Annotated in this window: 19 protein-coding genes; 14 read left to right on the plus strand and 5 right to left on the minus strand. The window is 64.2% G+C overall.

Going from position 1 to position 22289, the window contains the following annotated elements:
• Positions 1 to 69: 69 nt before the first annotated feature.
• Both AC1RQF_RS09700 and AC1RQF_RS09705 read right to left on the minus strand, forming a co-directional pair.
• Positions 70 to 1233 (minus strand): TauD/TfdA family dioxygenase, encoded by a 1164-nt coding sequence (locus tag AC1RQF_RS09700; RefSeq protein ID WP_273995237.1) that lies wholly within the window; start codon positions 1231 to 1233, stop codon positions 70 to 72.
• A 37-nt stretch (positions 1234 to 1270) separates the two neighbouring features.
• Complete coding sequence (locus AC1RQF_RS09705; RefSeq protein ID WP_337995245.1) at positions 1271 to 2065, minus strand: methyltransferase domain-containing protein; 795 nt, start codon at positions 2063 to 2065, stop codon at positions 1271 to 1273.
• A 591-nt stretch (positions 2066 to 2656) separates the two neighbouring features.
• On the opposite strand from AC1RQF_RS09705, the gene AC1RQF_RS09710 reads away from it, so the two are divergent.
• From AC1RQF_RS09710 to bcmE, 6 genes are read left to right on the plus strand one after another with little or no spacing between them, the layout of a single operon-like run.
• The gene (locus tag AC1RQF_RS09710; RefSeq protein WP_273995239.1) at positions 2657 to 3136 is read left to right on the plus strand and encodes an NUDIX hydrolase; all 480 of its coding nucleotides are present in this window, start codon (positions 2657 to 2659) and stop codon (positions 3134 to 3136) included.
• Entirely contained in the window at positions 3133 to 3588 is a 456-nt protein-coding gene (locus AC1RQF_RS09715) for a nucleoside 2-deoxyribosyltransferase (protein WP_273995240.1), read from the plus strand. Before AC1RQF_RS09710 ends, AC1RQF_RS09715 begins: the two co-directional genes overlap by 4 nt.
• A gap of 1 nt (position 3589) precedes the next feature.
• Entirely contained in the window at positions 3590 to 4579 is a 990-nt protein-coding gene (locus AC1RQF_RS09720) for a thymidylate synthase (protein ID WP_273995241.1), read from the plus strand.
• Between the two features lie 13 nt (positions 4580 to 4592).
• The gene (locus AC1RQF_RS09725; RefSeq protein ID WP_273995242.1) at positions 4593 to 5336 is read left to right on the plus strand and encodes a class I SAM-dependent methyltransferase; all 744 of its coding nucleotides are present in this window, start codon (positions 4593 to 4595) and stop codon (positions 5334 to 5336) included.
• Between the two features lie 35 nt (positions 5337 to 5371).
• Entirely contained in the window at positions 5372 to 6214 is an 843-nt protein-coding gene (thiD, locus tag AC1RQF_RS09730) for a bifunctional hydroxymethylpyrimidine kinase/phosphomethylpyrimidine kinase (protein ID WP_273995243.1), read from the plus strand.
• 55 nt (positions 6215 to 6269) lie between these two features.
• Positions 6270 to 7679: a thiamine pyridinylase gene (gene bcmE, locus AC1RQF_RS09735; RefSeq protein ID WP_273995245.1), complete on the plus strand. Its 1410-nt coding sequence runs from the start codon at positions 6270 to 6272 to the stop codon at positions 7677 to 7679.
• Positions 7680 to 8098: 419 nt separating this feature from the next.
• Here bcmE and AC1RQF_RS09740 read toward each other — a convergent pair whose 3' ends face one another.
• On the minus strand, positions 8099 to 8362 hold the full coding sequence (locus AC1RQF_RS09740; RefSeq protein ID WP_492871901.1) for a pentapeptide repeat-containing protein: 264 nt from the start codon (positions 8360 to 8362) through the stop codon (positions 8099 to 8101).
• Positions 8329 to 8814, minus strand: coding sequence for a pentapeptide repeat-containing protein (locus AC1RQF_RS09745; RefSeq protein ID WP_492871902.1), 486 nt, complete (start codon positions 8812 to 8814; stop codon positions 8329 to 8331). The genes AC1RQF_RS09740 and AC1RQF_RS09745 overlap by 34 nt, the downstream gene beginning before the upstream one ends.
• A 657-nt stretch (positions 8815 to 9471) precedes the next feature.
• Between AC1RQF_RS09745 and AC1RQF_RS09750 the strand changes: the two genes are divergently transcribed.
• From AC1RQF_RS09750 to AC1RQF_RS09760, 3 genes are all read left to right on the plus strand, one after another.
• On the plus strand, positions 9472 to 10059 hold the full coding sequence (locus tag AC1RQF_RS09750; protein ID WP_273995247.1) for a DUF2889 domain-containing protein: 588 nt from the start codon (positions 9472 to 9474) through the stop codon (positions 10057 to 10059).
• Between the two features lie 1645 nt (positions 10060 to 11704).
• A complete protein-coding gene (locus tag AC1RQF_RS09755) occupies positions 11705 to 12400 on the plus strand; it encodes an AAA family ATPase (protein WP_273995248.1) in 696 nt (231 codons plus the stop codon).
• Positions 12393 to 13421, plus strand: coding sequence for a ParB/RepB/Spo0J family partition protein (locus AC1RQF_RS09760; protein WP_273995249.1), 1029 nt, complete (start codon positions 12393 to 12395; stop codon positions 13419 to 13421). Before AC1RQF_RS09755 ends, AC1RQF_RS09760 begins: the two co-directional genes overlap by 8 nt.
• A 157-nt stretch (positions 13422 to 13578) precedes the next feature.
• On the opposite strand, the gene AC1RQF_RS09765 is transcribed toward AC1RQF_RS09760, so the two are convergent.
• A complete protein-coding gene (locus tag AC1RQF_RS09765; RefSeq protein WP_273995250.1) occupies positions 13579 to 14895 on the minus strand; it encodes a replication initiation protein in 1317 nt (438 codons plus the stop codon).
• Positions 14896 to 16384: 1489 nt separating this feature from the next.
• Between AC1RQF_RS09765 and AC1RQF_RS09770 the strand changes: the two genes are divergently transcribed.
• The 5 genes from AC1RQF_RS09770 to AC1RQF_RS09790 all read left to right on the plus strand — a co-directional run bounded on the left by AC1RQF_RS09770 (position 16385) and on the right by AC1RQF_RS09790 (position 22223).
• On the plus strand, positions 16385 to 17269 hold the full coding sequence (locus AC1RQF_RS09770) for a phytanoyl-CoA dioxygenase family protein (protein WP_492871903.1): 885 nt from the start codon (positions 16385 to 16387) through the stop codon (positions 17267 to 17269).
• Positions 17270 to 17296: 27 nt separating this feature from the next.
• Positions 17297 to 18535: an ATP-grasp domain-containing protein gene (locus tag AC1RQF_RS09775; RefSeq protein WP_492871904.1), complete on the plus strand. Its 1239-nt coding sequence runs from the start codon at positions 17297 to 17299 to the stop codon at positions 18533 to 18535.
• Between the two features lie 45 nt (positions 18536 to 18580).
• Complete coding sequence (locus AC1RQF_RS09780) at positions 18581 to 19678, plus strand: N-acetyltransferase DgcN family protein (RefSeq protein ID WP_273995255.1); 1098 nt, start codon at positions 18581 to 18583, stop codon at positions 19676 to 19678.
• Positions 19675 to 20991, plus strand: coding sequence for an ATP-grasp domain-containing protein (locus AC1RQF_RS09785; protein ID WP_273995256.1), 1317 nt, complete (start codon positions 19675 to 19677; stop codon positions 20989 to 20991). Before AC1RQF_RS09780 ends, AC1RQF_RS09785 begins: the two co-directional genes overlap by 4 nt.
• A gap of 80 nt (positions 20992 to 21071) precedes the next feature.
• Positions 21072 to 22223 carry an NAD(P)-dependent malic enzyme gene (locus AC1RQF_RS09790; RefSeq protein ID WP_273995257.1) on the plus strand — a complete coding sequence of 384 codons (1152 nt, stop codon included), beginning with the start codon at positions 21072 to 21074 and terminating at the stop codon, positions 22221 to 22223.
• The last annotated feature ends 66 nt before the right edge of the window (positions 22224 to 22289 follow it).

Consider the following 22289-nt stretch of genomic DNA (forward strand, 5'->3'; position numbering starts at 1 on the left):
TCCCCTGAGCCCTGAGCCGTACGCTCGCTCGACCCCTCCGCGGCCGCCCGCGCCCATGCGCCCCGTGCGTTACGAATACACCGGCCGCCGCGCCGCCTCGGCGGCCAGGAACCTCGACCGCGCCCGCAGTTCGCCTTCCCGGAAATAGCCGCCGCGCAACGTGCGCTTGAAGCCGCTCGCCCCGAAATCGCCGCGCCCGTGGAAGATGCGGCGGTTGTCCCACACCACCATGTCGCCCTGCGACCACGCATGCGTATACGCCTTCGTCGTGTCGACGAGCCGGGTTTTCAGCGCCTGATACGCGTCGAAGAACGGCAGCATGTCGTCGAAGCCGACGCCGTCGAAGAACATCTTCGTCGGGTTGTTGATCAGGCGTTCGATCGCCCCCGCCGGCGTGAGGCGAATGATCGGCGTGCGGTGCTCGTACACCTTGCGCGCCTTCGGATACTCCGCGCGATACAACACCGGCGTGTTCGCCAGCTTTTCGAACGCGGCGGGCGTCGCTTCCCGCAACTCCGACGCGATCGTGTAGCCGTCGACGAAGCGCGTGTTGCCGATGTTGTCCAGCGCGCATCGCGGGCTGACATCGAGGCCGTACAGGAACTGGTAGTCGGGCGGCGGCGAGCAATACGGAATGTCCGTATGCAACGGCAGCGCCTTCGTGCTGAACGACACGCTGTCGGTTTCCTCGTCCGCCTTCACCTCGAGATCGAAGAACTCGCCGAAGTACGAACGGTCGAGAAATCCGGCCAGTTGACGGCACACGCCGCCGAATTCCGCGCCCGGCGCGGCGGAATCCGCCTTCAGCACGACGATCCCGTATTCGAACAGGTGCTGCAGCGCGCGCTGCAGCACCGCGTCGCTGTCGAGCGCATCGCCCAGGTCGAAGCGCATCGAGGCGGGCGCGCCGTCGGGCCAGCGCCGCCACGCGGGGCGTTCGTCCGACGGGACGGGCGCCGCGTGCTCGCCGTAGTCCCGGTCCCGCAGCCAGTCCAGCGCATACGTGCTGACGTGCCCGTCCCGCCAGACGATGCGCAGGCCGACGTGATCCGTCGCGACGCTCGTCGGCTGGATGTCGGCCGGTACGACGCTCGGATCGAAGTGCCGCTGATGACAGTAGTTGTTGAAGCAACGATCGCATCGGCAGGCCTGACGCAGCCATACCCAGTGATACCGGCCAGCACGGCCGTCCTGCCAATCGATCTGGAGGTGCCGATGATGCGAGGTCAGCATGACGAATCTCCTGGAAGAACCGCGACCCGGCGCCGGGTCAGACTTTCTCGGCCGCGAACACGCCTTGCGTCAGCCATCCCGATTGCATGTAGCGGATCTTCCGCTGCCAGCGCTCGACGATGTGCTCGGCGTCGGCTTCGTCGATCGAGGGGTCGCCCACGGCCCGCCTCGCTTGATAGTGCTGAAGATCATCGACGAGCTGCGCTTCGGCCACCCGGCTCACGTCGCCGTGCTCCACGAGCCGGAAGCCGGCCGCCGCGATGATGCGCGCGTACGCGTCGATCGATTTCAGGTCGTAGCCGCTCGCGGCGGTGTAGGTATCGAATTCGGACGACGTGCCGTTCCGGCAGAAGTCCGAGATGAACAGCCCGCCGCCCGGCGCGAGCAAGGCATGGCATCGCGCGAACAGGCCCGGCTTGTCGGGTTCATACATGAGCGCATCGCGCGAATAGATGATGTCGAACCGTTCCGCGTCGAGACTGCCCACATGGACGTCGCCGTGGATGAAACGCACGCGCCGCCGCGGATCCAGCGCGGCCTGGCGGATCACGGACAACTCGGTCATGCGGTGCGCGGTATCGAGCGCCACGACCTCGACATCGTGGCGGGCGGCCAGATAGAACGCGGCGCCGCCGAGGCCGGAACCGATGTCGAGCAGACGCATGCCCGGCCGGAGCGCCATCCTGTCGGCCAGCATCGCCTTGAATCCGGCCAGCCCGCCGGGACTCTGAAATCCATCTCCATAGATAATTTCGGAACGGAGAATATTATGCGGATCCGTATACCGTTGTGATTCGTATTTCTCGGATATTCCCACGACGCTTGCATGCATGATCGACCTCTCTTGTATTTGAGAATGCCTCTCCACAAGGCTGCAGTTTTATATAGGGAGCAATAGATCGCCATTTATTCGAGCCGGCGACTCGGGCGAAATGGACTTCAGAAGCGAGGGGTTCGCCCGGCGCGCGATTCGCGGCATCCGGCCTGCGCGACGCGCGGCGGCTCGCCGGCCCGCAGCGGCCTTCCGGGTGCGATCGAGAGCTGTCATGTCTATCAGGTATTCATGCGGCGCGTCTCCTGGCATGTGGGTTATCCGTCAAACAATCGTCCGCCTTCGCCCTACATCATTTTCTTATCAATCTTATTATCGAAATGCCGTTGATTTCGGCATGACGGAACATATACCACAACCGATTGGATCGAGAGGATTAGACTCATCAAAGATTATTGTGTTACCTTAAAAAATACTGACAATTCTAGTAGTCGACACACGATCCCGATGTAGATCCGGCATGACGGCGCATTGAACAATGCGGCCGCGGCTCATGCTGCGTGTGCGGCGGCCCGTTGATGGTTCATCCGCTTTCCGCACCCGGAACGAACCTGAGCGGCGCGCCCGCGGCGCTCTGTGGAGTAAGCACCTATGGTTGACCAATCCGGCGCCGATGCGCGCCCGCCTTTCGCACGGCCGCGCGTGGCGGTGATCGCCATCACGTTTCGCGGCGACGAGCTGATCCTGGTCCAGCGCAGGAACGAACCCCAGAAAGACAGCTGGGGATTTCCGGGCGGCTCGGTCGAGCCGGGCGAAAGCCTGCACGATGCCGTCCTGCGGGAGTTGATGGAGGAAACCGGCGTGCGCGCGGAAGCAGGCGAGCTGGTCGACGTCGTCGAAGTACGCGAGTTCGACCCGTCCGGCCGCCATCACCACTTCGTGCTGATCGCCCTGCTGTGCCGCTACGTCGGCGGCGCGCTCCGGCCCGGCGACGATGCGGCCGGGTGCCAGTGGGTGCGGGTGCCCGACGGCATCCGCGAATTTCCGGGCGTGCTGGCCGACCATGTCGAGCGGGTGGCCTTGCGCGCGCATGCAATCAATCATTCCAATCGAGAGAGGCATCAGCAATGAAGCGAATGTTCCTGGGCGGCCCCTTCAAATCATGGGTGGATCCGCGAACGGGCACGATGTCCGAGGCGCGCATCAAGCTGTTCGACCGCGTGATCGCGCATTTCGAGCAGCAGGGCTGGGACGTGCATTGCGCGCATCGTCGCGAGAAATGGGGCCGCGAATTCATGACGCCGGCCGTCTGCACCCGCACCGACTTCGAGCAGATCAGCCTGTGCGATTACTTCGTCGCGTTCCCCGGCGCGCCTGCGTCGCCGGGCACGCACATCGAGCTGGGCTGGGCGTCCGCGCTCGGCAAGTCAATCGTGCTGCTGCTCGAGGCGGACCAGGAATACGCCTACCTCGTGCGCGGCCTCGATGAAGTAACCCGGATCGAGCGCGTCGAATACCGCGACGACTATGTCGACCCGACGACGGTCGAGGCGGCCATCGAACGCCTCCAGGCCAGGCACTGACATGCAGCCACGCTTCCCGAACCTCCATGCGCTCTATCTCGCCGCGCTCAGGGATGTGTGTACCGCGTACGAGTACCTGAATGCCCCCAGGGGGCAGGCGGAGCGTGAAATCATCGGCTACGGCGCGCGGATCGACAATCCGCGCGCGCGCTTCTGCCAGCATGCCGCGCGCAAGCAAAACATCGTCTTCAATTACGCGGAGGCGCTGTGGTACCTGTCGGGCCGGAACGATCTCGCGTTCATCGAATACTACGCACCCTCGATGGCGCGCTACAGCCCGGACGGCAAGACGCTACCGGGCACCGGCTACGGCGCGCGGCTACGGCACTTCGGCGCCGACGGGCTCGACCAGATCGAGCGCGCGATCGACATCCTGAAACGCGACGACGCCGAGAGCAAGCGCGTCGTCCTGCAGATCTTCGATGCGCACGAAGATCTCTACCGGCGCAACATCGATGTCTCCTGCACGCTGGGCCTGCAGCTGCTGCTGCGGGACGGCCGCCTCAACATGGTGGCGTTCATGCGCGCGAACGATGCGTACGTCGGCTTGCTGAACGACGTCTTTTCCTTCACGTTCCTGCAGGAATACCTCGCGTCGGCGATCGGCTGCGCGCTCGGCGCCTATTCCCACCACGTGGGTTCGATCCATGTCTACGACCAGAACCTGTCGCAGGTCGAGGCCTTGCTGCTGCAGCCCGAGTCGACCGTCACCACGGCCGAGCCGCCCCGCATGCCGGCCGGTTGCGGGCCCGCCACCATCCAGCGGGTCCTGGAGCACGAAGCACGGATTCGCGCCGGGCGCGTATCGCTCGACGCGCTGCAGGACATCGGCCTCGATGCGTACTGGCGCGACGTGCTGTGCCTGTTCTGGATCTATCGGCAGATCCAGGCCGGCGCGCCCGTCGCGGACGAGGCGCTGAACCTCCTCCACCCGCTCCATCGCGACTACGTGCTCAATCGCTGGGGCATCGCCCTGACCACACTTCAATAAGCAGGCATACACCATGAATACCGATTGGACGGAAGACCAGGTCTCGCGGCTGTTCGATGCCTACGACGATCGCGTCGAGGCCCGCTTCGGCTATCAACCGCTGATCGCCGCGATCAAGGCCGCACAGGGCGGCGCGATCAGCGTGCTCGACTACGGTTGCGGCGGCGGCAAGGTGTCGCGGCGGCTGAAGGCCGCCGGCATCGCGCGCGTGACGGGCGTCGACATCGCTCCCACGATGATCGAGAAAGCCACGGCCGCGGGCAGCGACGACACGCTGCGCTATGTCCACATCCGCAGCGGCACGCTGCCGTTTGCCGACGCCGGCTTCGATGCCGCGATCTGCTGCTTCCTGTTCATCAACGTGCCGGACCGGGCGGAACTCGGCCGCATCGCGGCCGACGTGTTCCGCGTGCTGAAGCCGGGCGGCCGCTTCTACGTGCTCGACACGAATCCGCGCACGACGGGCGTGCGCTACCCGACGTTCCGCAACGGGCATCCGGGCATCGCGTATGCCGACGGCGACGCGCGCCCCGTCTTCCTCGACGTGCCGGGGCACGGGACCTTCGAGATCATCGACACCCACTGGGACACGCCCACGTATCGCGACGTGCTGATCTCGGCCGGCTTCGCGATCGACGAAGCGAGGGAACTGAACGTGGCCGATGCGCAGCCTGCGGGCAACGCCGACACCGCCGCGGACGACCTCGGCGGCCATGCGCCCTTCGTGCTGTTCCAGGCCTCGAAACCGCGCGGCTGACGGCGATGACGCACGCGATATCCGACGCGGCGGCGATGGCTGCGCGCGCAACCGATGCCGAATCCGGCGGCGACGCCGGCAGGATCGCCAACGTGCTGACCATTGCCGGCACCGACCCGACGGGCGGCGCCGGAATCCAGGCCGACCTCAAGGCATTTTCCGCGCTGGGCGCCTACGGCATGTCGGTGATCACCGCCGTGGTCGCGCAGAACACGGTCGGCGTCCGGGGGTTTCACGCGCTCGACCCCGCCTTCGTCGCCGACCAGATCGACGCCGTATTCGACGACGTGACCGTACACGCGGTGAAGATCGGCATGCTCGCCACCGCGGAGATCGTCGAGGCGGTGGCCGCGGCGCTCATTCGTCATCGGGTCGGGACGATCGTGTTGGATCCGGTGATGGTCGCCAAGAGCGGCGACCGCCTGCTCTCGCCCGATGCGGCGGCGGCGCTCCGGGAGCGGCTCGTCCCGATCGCTACGCTGATCACCCCGAACCTGCCGGAAGCGGGCGTGCTGCTCGGACGCGCCGCGCCGGACTCCCTGGAGGCGATGCATGACGCGCTGCGCGCGTTGCACGCGCTCGGTCCGCAGTGGGTGCTCCTGAAGGGCGGGCATCTGCGCGGCGAGGTCAGCACCGATCTGCTGTTCGTTCCGGAGACGACCATCGCGCTGGACGCGCCGCGCATCGCCACCCTGAACGACCACGGCACCGGATGCACGCTGTCGGCCGCGATCACCGCGCTGCTTCCCCATCACCCGATGCAGGACAGCGTACGGCGCGCGAAGGACTATCTGAACGGCGCGCTGGCCGAGGCGTGGCGGCTGGACGTGGGACGCGGCCACGGACCGACCCACCACTTTCACGCGCTGTGGCGCTGACGTATCGCGCGCGCCCGCGTCATCGCCCACGGCACATCAACCAAGGAAATTCATCATGTATCGATTGCTATGCCGCGTCATGCTGCTGCTCGGATGCTGGCTCGTCACCCTGCCGCAGGCGTTCGCCGACGCCGCCGCGCCTCAATCCTTGACGGTCGCGCTGTACCCGTGGGTCCCGCGCGTCGCCCAGTTCCAGAAGGCGATCGAGACGGAATGGAAGAAAGTGCAGCCCGGCGTCGCGCTGCAATTCGTCAGTCCGGATGACTGGGACGGCGGCTACACGAACGACCCGCCCGCGAACGCCGATGTCTACGTCTACGACGCGATCTTCTTCGACTACTTCCGGAGCCGGAACTGGCTGGAGCCGCTCGCGGCCGCGGAGGTCCAGAACATCGACGACTACGTGCCCTACGCGATCAACGGCGTGAAGGTCGGGGACCGCTACTACAGCCTCCCGCAACTGGGCTGCGCGAACATGCTGTTCTACCGGAAGGACGACGCGGCGCTGGCCGCCGCCAAGACGCTCACGCAGGTGCACTCGGCATTGCAGCAATGCACGTACACGAGCACGGTGCCGCCGGACAAGCGCGGGCTGATGGTCGACATGTCGGGGCGCACCACCAACAGCGCGCTCTATCTCGACGCGGTGCACAGCCAGAACGGCGCATATCCGCTGCCGCTGCCCTGGAGCCCGGGCGACCTGAATCACGACGCCATCGCGAACATGCGCGCACTGCTCGCGATGGCCAGTTTCAAGAACGCGACGACGAGCCTGCCCGGCCAATACGACCGGTCCGTCTGGTTCAGCGACGGCGAGGGGCGCGCCGTGATCGCCTACTCGGAGTCGATGTCGGCGATGAGCGAGCAGGCTCGGCAGAATATCGACTTCAAGTTCATGCCCTTGTCCGACCGCGACCAGCCGCCGCTGTTCTATGCGGATGTCATCGGCGTCAACACGTCGACGAACCTGCGCGGCACGCGCACGCTGGCCGTGCAGCTGGCCAACGTGATCGCCGCCTCGTCGACGATGCTGGCCAGCATCGGCCCCGACGCCAGCGCCGTGCCGCAGTATCTGTTCGCCGCGCGCCGCAGCGTCCTCGCGACGCTGGCGCGCCGCTACCCGCTCTACGGCAAGATGAACGCGCTGCTCGATGCGAGCGAGCCGGTGATGTTCAAGCTCGACGCGCAGGCCCGCAACTGGCTTGCGTCGATGAGCCCGGCGATTCAGCAACAGGCGCAATCCAGCTACGCATGCGGCTGCGACATCGATACCGCGCAGTCCATCCCCAACTATCGGAGCGCGCAGGCGGTTTGCCCGACGGTTTGCGCGGCGCAGGGCGGATGGAACGGCCAGTGGACCAATCAACCGCCCGCCGCGCCGGCCGGGACGTCGGCATGCGGTTGCAACGCTTGCCCGACGCCCTCGGCTCGCGCGCGGCTGTTGCTCAAGGGCGCGGCGCAGTAAACGTCGTGACGTGACGGTCGTGGCCCTTCGACGGTTGAAGGGCCACGGGAGGCGGCGTGTTTGCTGGTGCGACGGCGTGGATATCCGATCCCGGGGATCAGCACGCGGGCCCCCTCGGTGAAATCCTTGTGGAGGGAACGCGTCGGATGCGCCCCCCGACCGCTCTTCGTCTGGCCGGAGCGGGCAACTTCAGCATGATGCGGGCAAGCAAAGCGAGCCGTCGAAAGCCCGCCTTGCTGCCCGGGTGAAATAATTGCTTCGGATTACTGATTCATCGATCGCATGCCGGATGGAATAACGGTCGCTCGGAAACCCGCACCGAGACGGTAAGCCGGTAAGCCGGAACGACATGCAGCCCAGCAGCCGACACTTCGCCGAACTTGCTTGGAATCGGTCGCCTGGCGCATGCCACTGCCAAGTTACATGACCCTCACGCCGCAATCGCCCACCAGCGCGACGGCTTGGTCGACGGACAGAATCGTCCCTTTCAGGTGCTTCGACACATCGGCCAGCCTCAGCCCGCTCAGATCTACGGATCTCAGGTCCGCGCCGTCAAACCGGCTGTCACGCAGGCGTGCATTCCGCAGGCTGCCCCCTTCGAACACGGCATCGCGAAAATCGCATTCCGACAGGTCCGCGCCGGAGAAATTCAACGCCTCGGGCGTCTGCTTGCGAAACGGCATGCCGCGCAGATCCGCCGCGACGACAGCGAATCATGGATGCCGAGCCCCAATGTCCACGCGCCGACGAGACGCGCACCCGTCAGCTTCACTTCGGTGAAAATGGCCGACGCGAGCTGCGCGCCGGTCCAATCGGTATTGTTCAGGTCGCCGCGGCAAAAGCGGGCGTCCGTCAAATCCGCGTAGCGGAATTTTGCCCTGGCGCCCATGCAGGCAAGCCAGCGGCTGCCGGCCAGGCCGCAGCGTTCGAGAAGCGTATGGGTGAAGGAGCAGTGGCTGAAGCGGGCTGCGTGAAAATCCAGGCTGGAGAGATCCTGGTCGTCGAAGGTGCAATGATCGAAGGTCGGCGCTTCGCCGCCGTCTCTAAGCAGAGCGGCCAGCTCTTCCCGGCACAAGCTCAAGTCACGGAATACCGCGCCGGTCTTGAAGGACGGCTCGTTCGCGTTGCTGCGCATTGACAGACCTCGGTATGGAGGGTCAGCGGCAACGCGGTCACGATGCGCCCCCTCACCTGGTCAAAGCAAGGTCGACGCCGTGGCACATAGAACCCCGTCATGGGTGCAGGAGATACCAACCTGCCACTCTATTTTCGGCTGCGGGATTTTATCATCGGCGCGTGCGCAAGGCGCTCGCGCAATCATGCGCGCACGACGTGAAAGGGGATGAAGTGGCAGGCGTCCGGTGGTGATCGACCGAACTTGCCGGCTGCGCGCACCTTGAGTCCGTTTACGGATAGCGACGACCTACTTCCTGCGCCCCGTTCCATCGGGCAGGCATGGCGCGTGGCTTTTAAAGTACGGAACAATCGCCACAGGAAACTTGCCTTGTATTGATTGAATGCGTTGCGATTAAAGATAAACCTAATCGGTTTTCCGGGCATCACACCCCAGGCGCTGAATTACGTTGATCTGCGTTGATTGGATCATGATGCGGATTTAGGGGTGACGCTGCCGCTGCTCCCGGCTTTGCTCATTGTCGTGGACGACGTGATGGTGAGCTCGCAGCACGGGGTGACGTTCGCTCGTGTTTGGCCCGGATCGAAAGCCGCAATCTCGGACGTCATGCCCGACCGAGACAATCGATGAACTTGCTCGATCCAATGGAGTAACGCGATGAGTACCCCGCTTCCGAACCCACAGGGCGACGTCGAGCGCGAACCGCTGCATCACCGCCAGATCGATCTTCAAGGCTATCGACGCAGCGATGGTCTGTACGAAGTACGTGCGCATCTGATCGACCGGAAAACCCATGACTTCGTACCGCCCGGCGGCGATCGGGAGATTCCCGCTCAGACGGCGGTCCACGATCTCGGCGTTTCGCTGGTATTCGATCCGGCAACCATGATCGTGCGTGCCGTTGACACCTTCGTCCATGCCCATCCCTATGCGCAATGCCCGGGAGGGGGAGCCACCCTGCAGGCGCTTGTCGGCTTGCGCATCGGCGCGGGCTGGAACAGCGAGATTCGCAAGCGGCTGCCGAATTGCGATACCTGCACGCATTTGAAGGAGTTACTCGGCCCACTCGCGAGCACCGCCATTCAAACCACGGTATTGCTGCGCACTCGCGCCATCCATGCGCAGGATGGAAGCGGCAAACCGCTCAAGATCGATAGTTGTTTTACCTACGGGGCGTCGCGAGATCTGGTTCGGCGATTATGGCCTGAGCACCATCGTCCGGAAACATCGGAAGTGAAGGATTAATCGGAGATAACCGGGGACGTCGGCCAATCATTGTCCGGCGTCAGATCCTGGCTAGTTGCGAATCGCCTTGCGCCGTCACGGTGCCACTGCCGATGTCGCCAAGCGACTCCGGAAAATCGAATGGTCGACACGCAAAGAACCACACCGCCCGTGCGATCGGCCGGCTCCGCGCTTATTACATCGAGGGTTGCAGGTCGATGACTTGGCCGAGCCGATGCGGATGCGCAGGTCGCCTTTCCATCCGCATCTTTGTCGGCTTACCGGCATGAGCCTGCGGCAATGCCAGAAGTGGATCGACTGAAGGAAGCATGTTGCCTGATGCTGTCGAGTGGAGGAGGCGCGGCGGGCATGGCGTCTCGCGTGGGATAGACGACCCAACTCAGGCCAATCACAGGTGCAGCCGGCAGTTCGGGAATTCGCCACACCGAGGCACTGATCTCTTGTGACATCAAATGGATACCCAGCCGTCTCGCGAATCGATCTCGGCAAGACCGTCTCCGTAGCGAGGCGCGGTTGTCACGTGACAACCGGATCAATTGACACGCGCCTGCGCTGAGGGATTTGCCCACCGATTTGTTTTGAACATTACGATATACGTATCAATCAATACGTTCGGCACTTTTGTAGCGCTCCGCCCGCCTGGCTGGGCAACGGTTTCATATACGCCCCCATTTTTACCTGCGTGACAGGCTGTCAGCGTGAAACAATTCCTTCGACTCCCTCCCCAAACCCCCTCCAGCAAGGCTTTATGCGCCCACTCCATTCTTCCGAGAATGTTTCACGAAAATGCCTCGTCCACGCACATTCCTCTTCATCAGCCGCGAAATCGCATGTGTGTAGACTGGAGCATCGCCAATCGAAGCGCCTTCGAATGTTTCCGAACAAAATGCTCCGGACAGCGACACCGCCCATTGCATGCCATCGGCGCCAACAATAATAAGGGCCGCATCATCAGCCCCTCCCATCTCCGCAATCCACCGAGCCGTTTCGCCCTCCCGCATTACAGTCGGTCACCGTTCATCTAGCCGAATAACGAACTAATCTCCACGACGAGCCACGATACTTGGACGCTGCATGCCAATACCGATCGCTTCGCATCTCCTGATTGACGATCGATGACGCCATCGCCAAAAAATACTGCTCACTTAAACGCCTTCAATCCGCTCGCCGTTCCAGCGCCCATGCGCCATCGCCGCAGCACGGTTGTCACGTAACAACCCGCGGCTAACGCCAGCCAAGTCGAAAGAATAAAAAACCACAAGCTGAGTTCAGCCGAGTTCCCGTCTTCCGAAGCATCTCAATGTTGGGTTGTTACGTGACAACCCAACCACGCACACGCAAGCTTGCTAAAAACCACTTGCATCTGCCCAGACGTGAGCGGAGCGTTGATCAGATGAAAGGGAAATCTCGATAGGGGCAATCCAAGTTCAATCTAGTCTCATCGCACGACTCAAGATTCGCTCGCGAAGATAAACATGCTTTAGTCGAGCTATCCAGCGCACGACGAATGTCTCCGCCGTGCCGCCCATCGCACATCCGTTTGTCACGTGACAACACTGCCATACGGCTATTCCTATAAAACACCATTCTGTTGGACTTTTCTCTAGCAATTGAATATATTACGCAAAACTCATTGGGGAATTTAATGGCATTCAAGATCGCCGTGAGCAACCAGAAAGGCGGGACGGGCAAGACAACCCTCTCGGTCAATATCGCCGCCGCGTTCGAAGCCGGCGGCAACAAAGTCGCCCTGATCGACGCCGACCCCCAGGGCACCTCCGTGCGCTGGGTCACCAGCGGCGAGAACACCTTGCCGATGACCGTCCTCTCCCTGGCCCCGGCCGGCCGAGGCATCGGCGCGGAAATCAAGAAGCAGGATGCCCACTTCGACGTCATCGTCGTCGACTGCCCGGGCAACCTCGAAGATCCCCGTATTGCCTCCGTGCTCGAAGTCGCCGACTTCTGCCTGGTGCCGCTCTCGCCATCGCCAGCGGATCTCTACAGCACCGTCGCGATGATCCGGATGATCGAATCGATGCGCGCCGTCCGCAATCCTCAGCTGTCCTCCGCACTGATGCTCAATAGCGTCAATGGAAAAACAAAAATGCGCGAAGAAATTCTAAAAATTCTTAGGGCAGAGGAAATAGGGGAGCATCTGCTCGAAAGCCAGATCGCGCAGCGGGAGGTCTATCGGCAAACCTTCGCCCTCGGCACGACCATCCATCATCACAACCGATACATGAAAGGGCTCAAGGAAGCCCGCGCAGAAATCGAAAAACTGGTCACCGAAATGGCCCAGTACATCGCCTCCACGCGCGCAACCGGAGCAGCTCATGGCTAAGGACGCCTCGAAAGACAAGAAGCCTACCGGCAACCTCCATCTGGCAGCCGGCCTGTTGCGCGGCCTGGCGCAGGAAAACGCCGCGCTGGCAACCCGCCTGCCCGACGCGCCGGCGCAGCGCCCCGTCGTCCACATGCCGGCCGCGCCTGCGCCTCAGCCGGTTGAGCCCGGCACGGCCCCGTCGGATCTCGACGCACCGCAGCGCGTGGCGCTGAAGGACTGCATCCCGAATCCGTTCAATCCGCGCGTCTTCTATTCCGAGGCGAGCCTGCACGAGCTGGCGCTCACGCTGAAGCGGGAAGGGCAGATCGAGCCGATCAAGGTGACCCGGCTGCCGGAATTCCCGGGCAAGCTCGTCGTGATCGACGGCCAGCGCCGCCTGCGCGCCACGAGCATCAACGGCGACGAATACATCAACGCCACGTTCCGCTCGGACCACACACCGGAACAGCTCTACACGATCGCCTACCGCGCCAACCACGATCACGAACGCCAGACGATCTTCGACGACGCAGTGGCCTGGAAGCGCCTGCTCGACGAAAAGGTCTTCCCGGATCAGAACACGCTCGCGGAGAAGATCGGCAAGGACAAGGCCTCGATCAGCAAGACCTTGTCGCTCAATGCGCTGCCCGCACCGATCCTCGAGCGGATGGCTGCCGCGAACGACAGCATCGGTCTGCAGGCGGCTTACTTTCTGAAGCTGATCTTCGAGCGCCTCGGCGAGCCCACCGCCGATCGCCTGCTGTCCGCCGTGATCGAGCGCAAGAAGTCCGTCCGCGATCTCGAGAATTTCCTCCGTACGCAGAACGAAGGAAATCCGAAGGCGGGACGCACGCGCTACAGCGTCCGTCATGACTTCGCGATCGATGCGCGCGCCATCGGCCAATTGAAGACCTATCCCGACGGACGCCTCGACCTGCAGTTGAAGGACGTGGCCGCCGCGGATCAGGAAGCGCTCGCCGACCAGCTCAAGGCAGTCATCGACGCCTACGTCGCCGGACGCGTCACCAGCGAACGCTGAACGCCCGGCGCCCATGACAAAAGACCTCGCATCGCGAGGTCTCAGGCTGCTGACAAACCCCACGCTTTTCGGAGCGTGGGGTTTTGCTTTTTAGAATCGGGCAGGCAGGGTTGCGGAGAGCGAGCAGACCGAACTGCGGGCCACGGGCTTTTTGCGCTCAGCTGGCAGCAAGACTGCTGCGCAGCAAGAACTCCAGCAGGTCGTCGGAAGTGGGTTCGCCCCAGGTATCGAGCGCGAGCCAGCGGAAGAAGCTCGTCTGCGCCAGCTTGCTCGCCTTCTTCTTCGGCGACAGCGTCAAATCCTTCGATCCCACGACCGTCTCGTTGTAGCGGTCGATGAGCGTGGTCTGGTCGTCGATCTCGAGTTCACGGAAATACGCGCCGGCCTCGTCGATCTTGGCGGCGAGATACTTGTCGCGGATCTGCTCCTGCTTGCTCTGCGCATTTTGCTTCGCGGGCGCCGCGGCTTCCGGCGCCTGCCCCTCGGCCAGCGTGTAGCCGTGGGAAAGCGCCTTGCGGAAATAGGCCCCGACATTGTCGAGCGGCGCCGCATTTTTCTTCGTCGTGCGATTGAGCGTATAGGCGAGCGCCGCCTTGATCCGCTGCACGCCGTACTGCGTGATCAGCCGGCGCGCCTCCGAGCGCGGAATGCCGAGCTTCGCCACTTCGTCGATCAGCGCCTCGTTCTTGACGTCGCCTTCTTCCACCGTGTCGGCGCTCGGCTTGCGCAGGACCTTGAACTGGACGGCCTCGACGCTGCGCCCGGACTTGTGTTCGATCAGTTCGAGCGTATGGTCGGAGACCTCGTTGACTTCCTGGATGCAGGGCACCAGGACCTTACTCTTGAAGAGCTTGTATTCCTTGTACGACTGCGACGCCTTGTCCTGGCCCAGGATCAGGTCGCGAAACTTCGGCAGCGGAATCTTCGCGGTGATGCCGATGCCTTCGTAGCGCACCGTGTTTTCCCACAGCGCGAGCGAATGCGAACGCCGAAATTCGCGGGCGATACGCATGTCGATCAGCGCGTAGATTTCCGGGTTCAGCAGTTCGCTGCGGATCTGGTCGGAGAAGCTGTACTTGAGGACCGATTGCTCCAGCTCCGCACCGGCGAGCAGGCCGGACGCCTTCCAGACCGTCGAACGGTCCGCGGCAAGATAGTCCCAGTTGACGACGGTGCTGATCAGCGAATTCACCGTGTCCTTCACGTACTTGGTGTTGTTGCTGTTCAGCCCGCTCTCGTGCGAGAGCGCCGCGATCGAGATCGAGAAGCTGGTGCGTCCGGGCTCGAAGGCTTCCTGGCGAAGCGCGTTCTTGATCAGCGAGCTGAACATCTTGCGTTGCTGCAAGCCGATCTTGCCGGACTTCGGCGCGATGTGAATCGCCTGCACCGCCTTGCGCAGCAAGTCTGGAGGCTCGGGAGTTTGGAACAGCGAGACCTGTTTGTCAGAGCCTTTGCTTGCGGGCTTTCGCGGCATGGAGTATCCAGGCAAGGTAACCTTATTCAAGGCGGACTTTATACCTTTTCACCGCCCGCGGCAACGACCATCCTCGCGCGCCACTTGCACAATCCGAGCTAACTGGTCGACTGAAAAGAAGTTTTTTTGCCGGCCCCTCGGATGCCATGCCCCATAACCCTCTACCTTTTGGCCAGGCGCCATCCCAAAACCCGCTACCTTTGGGCGTTCCAGGCCTTTCCGGCTCCCCTGAACCGCCCCGAAAGGTAGCCTTTCATGGGGGTGAAACCGCCGAATCATTCGTCGGGCATCATTTTTGTGATGCCGTGCAGCAGTCTCTCAAAAAAGCCCCATAAACGGCTACCTGAAAAGGAACTCATAAACGGCTACCTTTCGTGCTCCCCGCCTCGAATCCGCACGGACTCGATTCCCCATAAACAGGAACCTTTTCACACTCCCATAAAAGGTTACCTTGCGACTGACCCCTACCGGTGCACAAGACGCTCGCGGACAGCACACCGGCGCTCGTCCGAATTGGAAATTTACGCGCTCCCATAGACATCCACCCTGGAAAGCTCCCATAGGCGGCTACCCTCAGGTGGGCATGAGTTTGTGCCCCCATAAACATCCCCCTGAAAAAGCTCCCATAAACAGCTACCCTCAAGGGCTCCCATAACCGGGTACCTGTGGTTTGCGGCATCGTCTATCCCATAACCGGGTACGTCTATCCCATATCCACAGACCTGTTTCCCCACGGTTTGCTACCCAATCTCCCAAATCCACAGACCCAACACCCCACATCCTTCCACCCAGGGTCCCATAAATGGGTACCGAACACCTCGCAAAGCCTTGCCTGCCAAGTCTTTGATCCGGCTAAAGGTAGTTAAAGAAGTAAACGTGCCCTTATAAAGATGTAAACACACGTGCGTGTCCGTCAAAAAGACCCGACCCATAAACCACTACCCTCCGATCACCGGCAGCTTGATTTCCTCGCGCGAGACACGCAACGTCCCATTCGTCGATCGTCTGTTCGGCATCCCGCGATCCATCGAAATCGTCACGAAGCAAGCGAACCCCGCTTGAACCACGACATACGTAGACAGTTATGGGAAGAGGCCGGGACGTTCTCGCTTCCCGAGTTCGAAAGGTTACCGTTCATGGGAACCTATTTGCGCCGACACTCGATCGACACCGGTTGCTCACAGCCCAGACTCAAACGTCAGGCATCACGCATTGCAGCAAGCGCGCTCGCATCCGTCGATGCCTCGGCAAGCGCACGACACGCAGCACGCATCGCCGACCTCCTCGCGCACGCGTCCCCGCGCATGATGCGCACAGCGCGAACACCGCTGCGTCTCCCATACATGTCAACCTGAGCGCCGCCTCGCTCGCCGCGATACATACCTTCGTCCATCTGCCCAGCGGCATCGTCGCTCGCTAGCATGGATTCGCGTCAACTACCCGCGCGTTCTGCATGCGCGAATCCGGTACCAGCTCAAGAGGGGAAGAGATGTCTCATCACTTGTCGAAGGAAGACGTCGCGCGCTTCCAGCAATCCGGTTTCCTTGTCGTGCCCGATCTGTTCGATGTCGACGTCGTGGCGGAAATGGATGCGGCCGTGACGCACATCATCGATTCGGCGGCCAACGTGCGCGACGTCGCCGAACTGGAACCCGCCGATGCCGCCATCATCCGGCGGATCTGGCAGCCGTCGAAGCGGCACGCGGTGTTTCGGCGCGTGCACGAAGATCCGCGCGTCCTCGATGCGATGGAATCGTTGATCGGCCCCGACATCGTGTTCCATCACAGCAAGCTCAACATGAAGGGACCAAGGATCGGCTCGCCCGTCGAATGGCACCAGGATTTCTCGTACTACCCGCACACCAATACCAAGCTCGTCGCGTGCCTGATCTACCTCGACGACGCCGACGAAGGCAACGGCTGCCTGCGTGTGCTCGCGGGCTCGCATCGGGCCGCGATGTACGACCACACGACCGACGGCTATTTCCGCGGCAAGGTCGATCCCGCCATCTTGCCCGACGGCTACGAGGAGGTGGCGATCGCGGGTCGCGCGGGCACCGCCGTGTTCCTGCATTGCAAGGTCCTGCACCGGTCGGATCCGAACCACTCCGAGCGCTATCGCCGCGTCTTCATTCCCGCGTATCGCGCGGCCGATTCCGTGCCGATCTACTTCGGTCCCCACGCCGCGCACAACGAACCCGACGCCTACCTGCTGCGCGGCCAGCGGCAGATGTATGCGACGGTGGAAGGCGGGCGGATTCCGCTGCCCATCACGGAGAAAGCGTTCAACTCGCTGTTCGCGCTGCAGCAGGGCGAGCATGTGCGCAAGGACGGGCTGCACGAACAGTCGAGCGGTTATGCCACGCACGCCTGATCGCCACCCGCCACGCGGAGGAATACGATGAAACCGCACGTGCTGGTGCTGAACCGCTGGCCGCAGGCGCAGATCGGCCCGGCATGGGATCACGAGCTGTGCCGCTATCGGGAGATCCTGCCGTCCACCTGCACGGTCAGCTATCTGTGCGACGACGAAGGCGCCATCGGGCTCGATGCGGAAGCGATCGACGGGCGACTGCAGCGGGTCGCCGATTTCGACGACCTCGACGCGGTTCGGCGCGCGGCGCAGGCGCTCGCGACCCGCCACGGTCCGTTCACGCAGGTGCTGGCGTTCTCGGAATACCTGCTCGATGCCGCCGCGCAGCTGCGGCGCGATTTCGCGATCGCGGGCCATACGCCGGAGGAAGTGAGCCGCTTTCGCGACAAGACCGAGATGAAGGCCGCGCTCGATGCGGCCGGCCTGCGCGTGCCGCGCTGGTTCGCGTGCGGCGAAGCGCAACAGGTGCGTCGGCACGCCGAGGCGCTTGGCTTTCCGCTCATCCTGAAGCCGGTGCGCGGCGCATCGAGCAAGGGCGTATACAAGATCGGCTCGGCGGCGGAGCTGGAGCCGTTCCTCGCGGATCACGCGCTGCCCGGTCACGAGATCGAGGAGTTCATCGAGGGCGACGTCCTGCATGTCGACGGCATCGTGCTCGACAACGGCGAGATCGCCTTCGCCTGTGTCAGCCAGTACATCTCGAACTGCCTCGCCTTCGAGTCGGGCACGCCGCTCGGCTCGTTCATCCTCGGCGACTCGCCGCTCGCGCGCAGCAGCAAGGCTTTCGCCGATCTCTGCCTGCGCGCGCTCGGGCTGCGCCGCTCGGCGTTCCACCTGGAACTGTTCCATCGCGACGGCGAACTGGTGTTTCTCGAAGTCGGTGCGCGCGTTCCGGGCGCCGACGTCCCGTACGTGATCGAGCGTGCGTTCGGCGTTAACCTGTTCGCGCAGTGGGTCGCCGTGCTGCTCGACGAGCGGCCGGTGGTGCCGTCCATTGCGCGGCGGGCGAGCGGCGGCTGGATCACGGTGCCGCGTCCCCGACCGCTGCCGCGCCAGGTGGTGTCCGCCACGTCGCTGCTCGGGCAGGTCGCCGGGCTCTACCGCGAATGGATTCCGAGCGAGGGGCAACTGCTGGCCGATACGCGCGGCGGTTATACGCACCTGCAAGGCGGCCGTTTTCTCGTCGAGGGCGACGACGACCGACAGGTCGCGCGCGCGCTCGAAGCGATCAGCAGGCAATACGTCCTCACCACCCGCGCGGCGTGACGCGTCGCGCCGACTCAACGATTCCCACCCAGACGGAGAACGAATATGGCAACGCTCACGCATGCGCAACTGCTCGACAAGAAATGCATCGTTTTCGCCGAAGGCTGCTTCGGCCTGTTCACCAGCAAGGTGGCCGCCTCCTTCCTGCGCTATCGCGGCGAGAACTGCCTCGCGGTGATCGACAGCACGCAGGCGGGCAAGCGCGTCGAGGACGTGATCGGCTACGGCGGCGATATTCCCATCGTCAAGGATGTCGAGACGGCCATGGCGTTCGGCCCCGAGGTGATGCTGATCGGCAAGGGGCTCCATTCGGCCCAATTGCCCCCCGGTTGGAAGGCCCCGATCCTGCGGGCCATCTCGGGCGGCCTGCATGTGATCAACTGCATCCACTTCCGCCTGCGCTCGGATCCCGAGCTTGCCGCCGCCGCGGATCGGGCGGGCGTCACGATCTGGGAAACCAAGGAACCCGTGCCGCTCGAACTCAACAAGGCACGCGTGCTCGATCTGCCCGTGTTCGTCTCGCATACCTGCGGCAGCGATTCGAACATCGGCAAGAAGACCACCGCGCTCGAAGTCGTGCTCGAGGCACGCCGGCGCGGCATTCGCACCGGCTTCGGCGCGACGGGGCAAACCGGCCTGCTGATCTCGGGCACGGGCGTCGTCGTCGACTGCATCCCGAGCGACTTCGTCGCCGGCGCGGCCGAGAAGGTCGTGATGGAGGCGGCGCCCGGCAACGAATGGGTGGTGCTCGAAGGGCAGGGGTCGCTCAACCACATCGGCGCGAGTGGTATCGCGCTCGCGTTGCTGCACGGCGGGCTGCCCCACGCGCTGATCTTCTGCCACCGGCTGGGCCTCGAGCGCACCAAGGTCTGGGAGACCCCGATCCGGCCGTTGCCGGAACTGATCCAGCTGAACGAAGCCCTGACCGTGTTCGAGCGTCCGGCCAAGGTCGTCGCGATCAGCGTCAACAGCGCGGGCTTTGACGACGCCGAGTATCGCGAGGCGATCGGCCGCTTGAGCGAGGAGACCGGGCTGCCCGTCGTGGACCCGTGCCGCGAGGGCGCGGGCGTGCTGGTCGACGCGCTCGTGGCCTATCAGAAGACGCTGCCCGAGTTCGCCTCGGTCGAGGAGGCCCAGTCATGACGCAGGCGGTGCTGTTGCTCATGCACCAGGGCAACTCGTTCACGCAGGAGGTGCGCGCGTTCGTCGCGGCGCGCGGGCTGGCGCTCGTCGCCGTCAGCTCGCGGCCGGGCGATCCCGAGGTGTTCCGCAAGAACGAAACGCTGCTGGACGACTACGAGGTGGCGGACGGCTTCGACCTGACCCAGGCGGACGTCGAGGCGGGCGTGCGCGCGCTGCAGGCGCGCGGCGTCGAGATCGTCGCCGCGCTCGCGACCTTCGAGGGCTATCGCGTGTTCATGGCCGGAATCAATGCCGCGCTCGGCGCACCGGACGCGCCCGTCGACGCGCTCGCGCTGACGCTGGACAAGCATCGCTGCCGCAGCGCGCTGCGCGAGGCCGGCCTGAGCGAGGTGCGCGGCATGCTGGTTCCCGCCGGGGACGCGCGCTGGCGCGGCGCGCTCGATCCGGCCAGCCGCTGGTTCGTGAAGCCCGTGCGCGGCGCGGCGTCGTTCGCGTGCTTCATCCTCGAAGACGCGGATGCGCTCGACGACCTGGTCGCCATGCAGCAGCAGATGGTCAGCGATCGCAAGCTGTCCGCGATCTTCATGGGCAAGTACGATTTCGTCGTCGAGGAATATGTCGACGGGCCGGAGTTCAGCTACGAGATCATCGCGGCCGAGACGCCGCGCGTCGTCTGCATTCACGAGAAGGCGCGCGTCGAGCGCCAGGCGCGCACGACCCTCGAAAGCATGTCGATCACGCCGCCCACGTCGCTGCCGGAAGCCACGCTGCGCGAGGGCGCGGATTTCGTGTGCGCGTGTCTTGCGCAGCTCGGCTTGCGGCAGGGGGCGTTTCACGTCGAGATGAAGTACTGGCAGGCGCGGCGCCGCTGGGAAATCATCGAGGTCAATCCGCGCATGGGCGGCAGCCTGATTCATGCGAGCACCGAGCGCGCGACCGGCGTGTCGCTGCTGTCGTTGTGGCTGCGCACCCTGCTCGCGCGCACGCCCGAGGCGCGCGCGGCGCTCGACGCCGAAGTCGATTCGATCAGCCAGCTGCACGACCTGAGCCTCGGCAGCGCGCGACGCGGGACGGTGTTCGTCAGCAAGTACGGCGCGCGCGGCAGGACCATCGAGGCGATCCGCTATGCGGCGGCCGATCGCGAGCCCGCCGTGCTCAAGCTGCACGCGAAAGCCGGCGATACGCTCGACGATTCCGACCGGGCGATCTGCGTGATGGACGCGCTGTGGGAAGTCGAGCGCGCGACCTTGCCCGACGCGGTGGCCGCGATCGAGGCCGAATCGGAGCAGTGCTTCCACATCGCCTATCGCTGAAGCGGCGCGCGGCGGGCGGGCCCCGCGCCCGCCCGCCGCTTTTTTCTTTGTTCTTCCACTCCTCTCATTCGGATCCGACGATGAACGATCTTTCGCATCCCGCCTTCGCCGACCACCTCGGCGGCAAGCTGGGAATCGTCAGCAAGGTGCGCATCGAATCGCGCGACGACCTGTCGCGCGTCTACACCCCGGGGTTCGCGCGCGTCGCGGCGGCGATCCACCGCGACCCGGAACTGGTCTGGCGCTACACGATCCGCCAGCACACCGTGGCGATCGTGACCGACGGCTCGGCGGTGTCGGGCATCGGCAACGTGGGCCCGCTCGCGGCGCTGCCCGTGATGGAGGGCAAGTCGCTGATCTTCCGGCGCTTCGCCGATCTCGACGCGGTGCCGATCTGTCTCGACGCGAGCGACCCCGACGACATCGTCGACACGGTGCGCCGCATCGCCCCGACGTTCGGCGCGATCATGCTCGAGGACATCTCGGCGCCGCGCTGCTTCGAGATCGAGGCGCGCCTGCAGGCGGCGCTCGACATTCCGGTGCTGCACGACGACCAGCACGCCACGGCGATTTCCGCGGGGGCCGCGCTGCTCAATGCGTTGAAGCTGGTGGACAAGCGCATCGAGGACATCAAGGTGGTGATGGTCGGCGCGGGCGCGGCGGGCACCGGCTCGGCGAAGCTGTTCCTGAAGCTCGGGGTGCGGCGTCTGATCGCCTGCGACCGGACGGGCGCGCTGCATCGCGGGCGCGACGATCTCAACGCGTCGAAGGCCTGGTTCGCGCAGCACACCAACGCCGGGCAGGAAACCGGCTCGCTCGCCGAGGTGATCGCCGGCGCGGATGTCTTCCTCGGCGTGTCCGGTCCCGGCGTGATCAGCGTCGACGACGTGCGGCGGATGGCGCGCGACCCGATCGTGTTCGCGCTCGCGAATCCGGATCCGGAGATCCTGCCCGCGGCGCTCGCGGGCACCGGGGCGCTGGTTGCGACGGGACGCAGCGATCTGCCGAACCAGATCGACGGCGGGCTCGCCTATCCGGGCCTGTATCGGGGCGTGCTCGACAGCGGCGCGCGGCGCTTCACCGATGCGATGAAGGTGGCGGCCGTCCATGCGATCGCGGGCCTCGTCGATCCGCGCACGCTCGGGCCGACGCGGATCGTGCCGGATATCTTCGACGAACGCGTGATGCCCGCCGTGGCCGCCGCGGTGGCGGGCGCGGGCGCGAGCGCGTGAGGCGGAACGCCGGAAAAAAATGCGCGCGGGACCGGAGTCCCGCGCGCATCGCAGGGGGATGGCGTC

It is taken from the genome of Burkholderia sp. GW821-FHT14F03, from assembly GCF_058803765.1.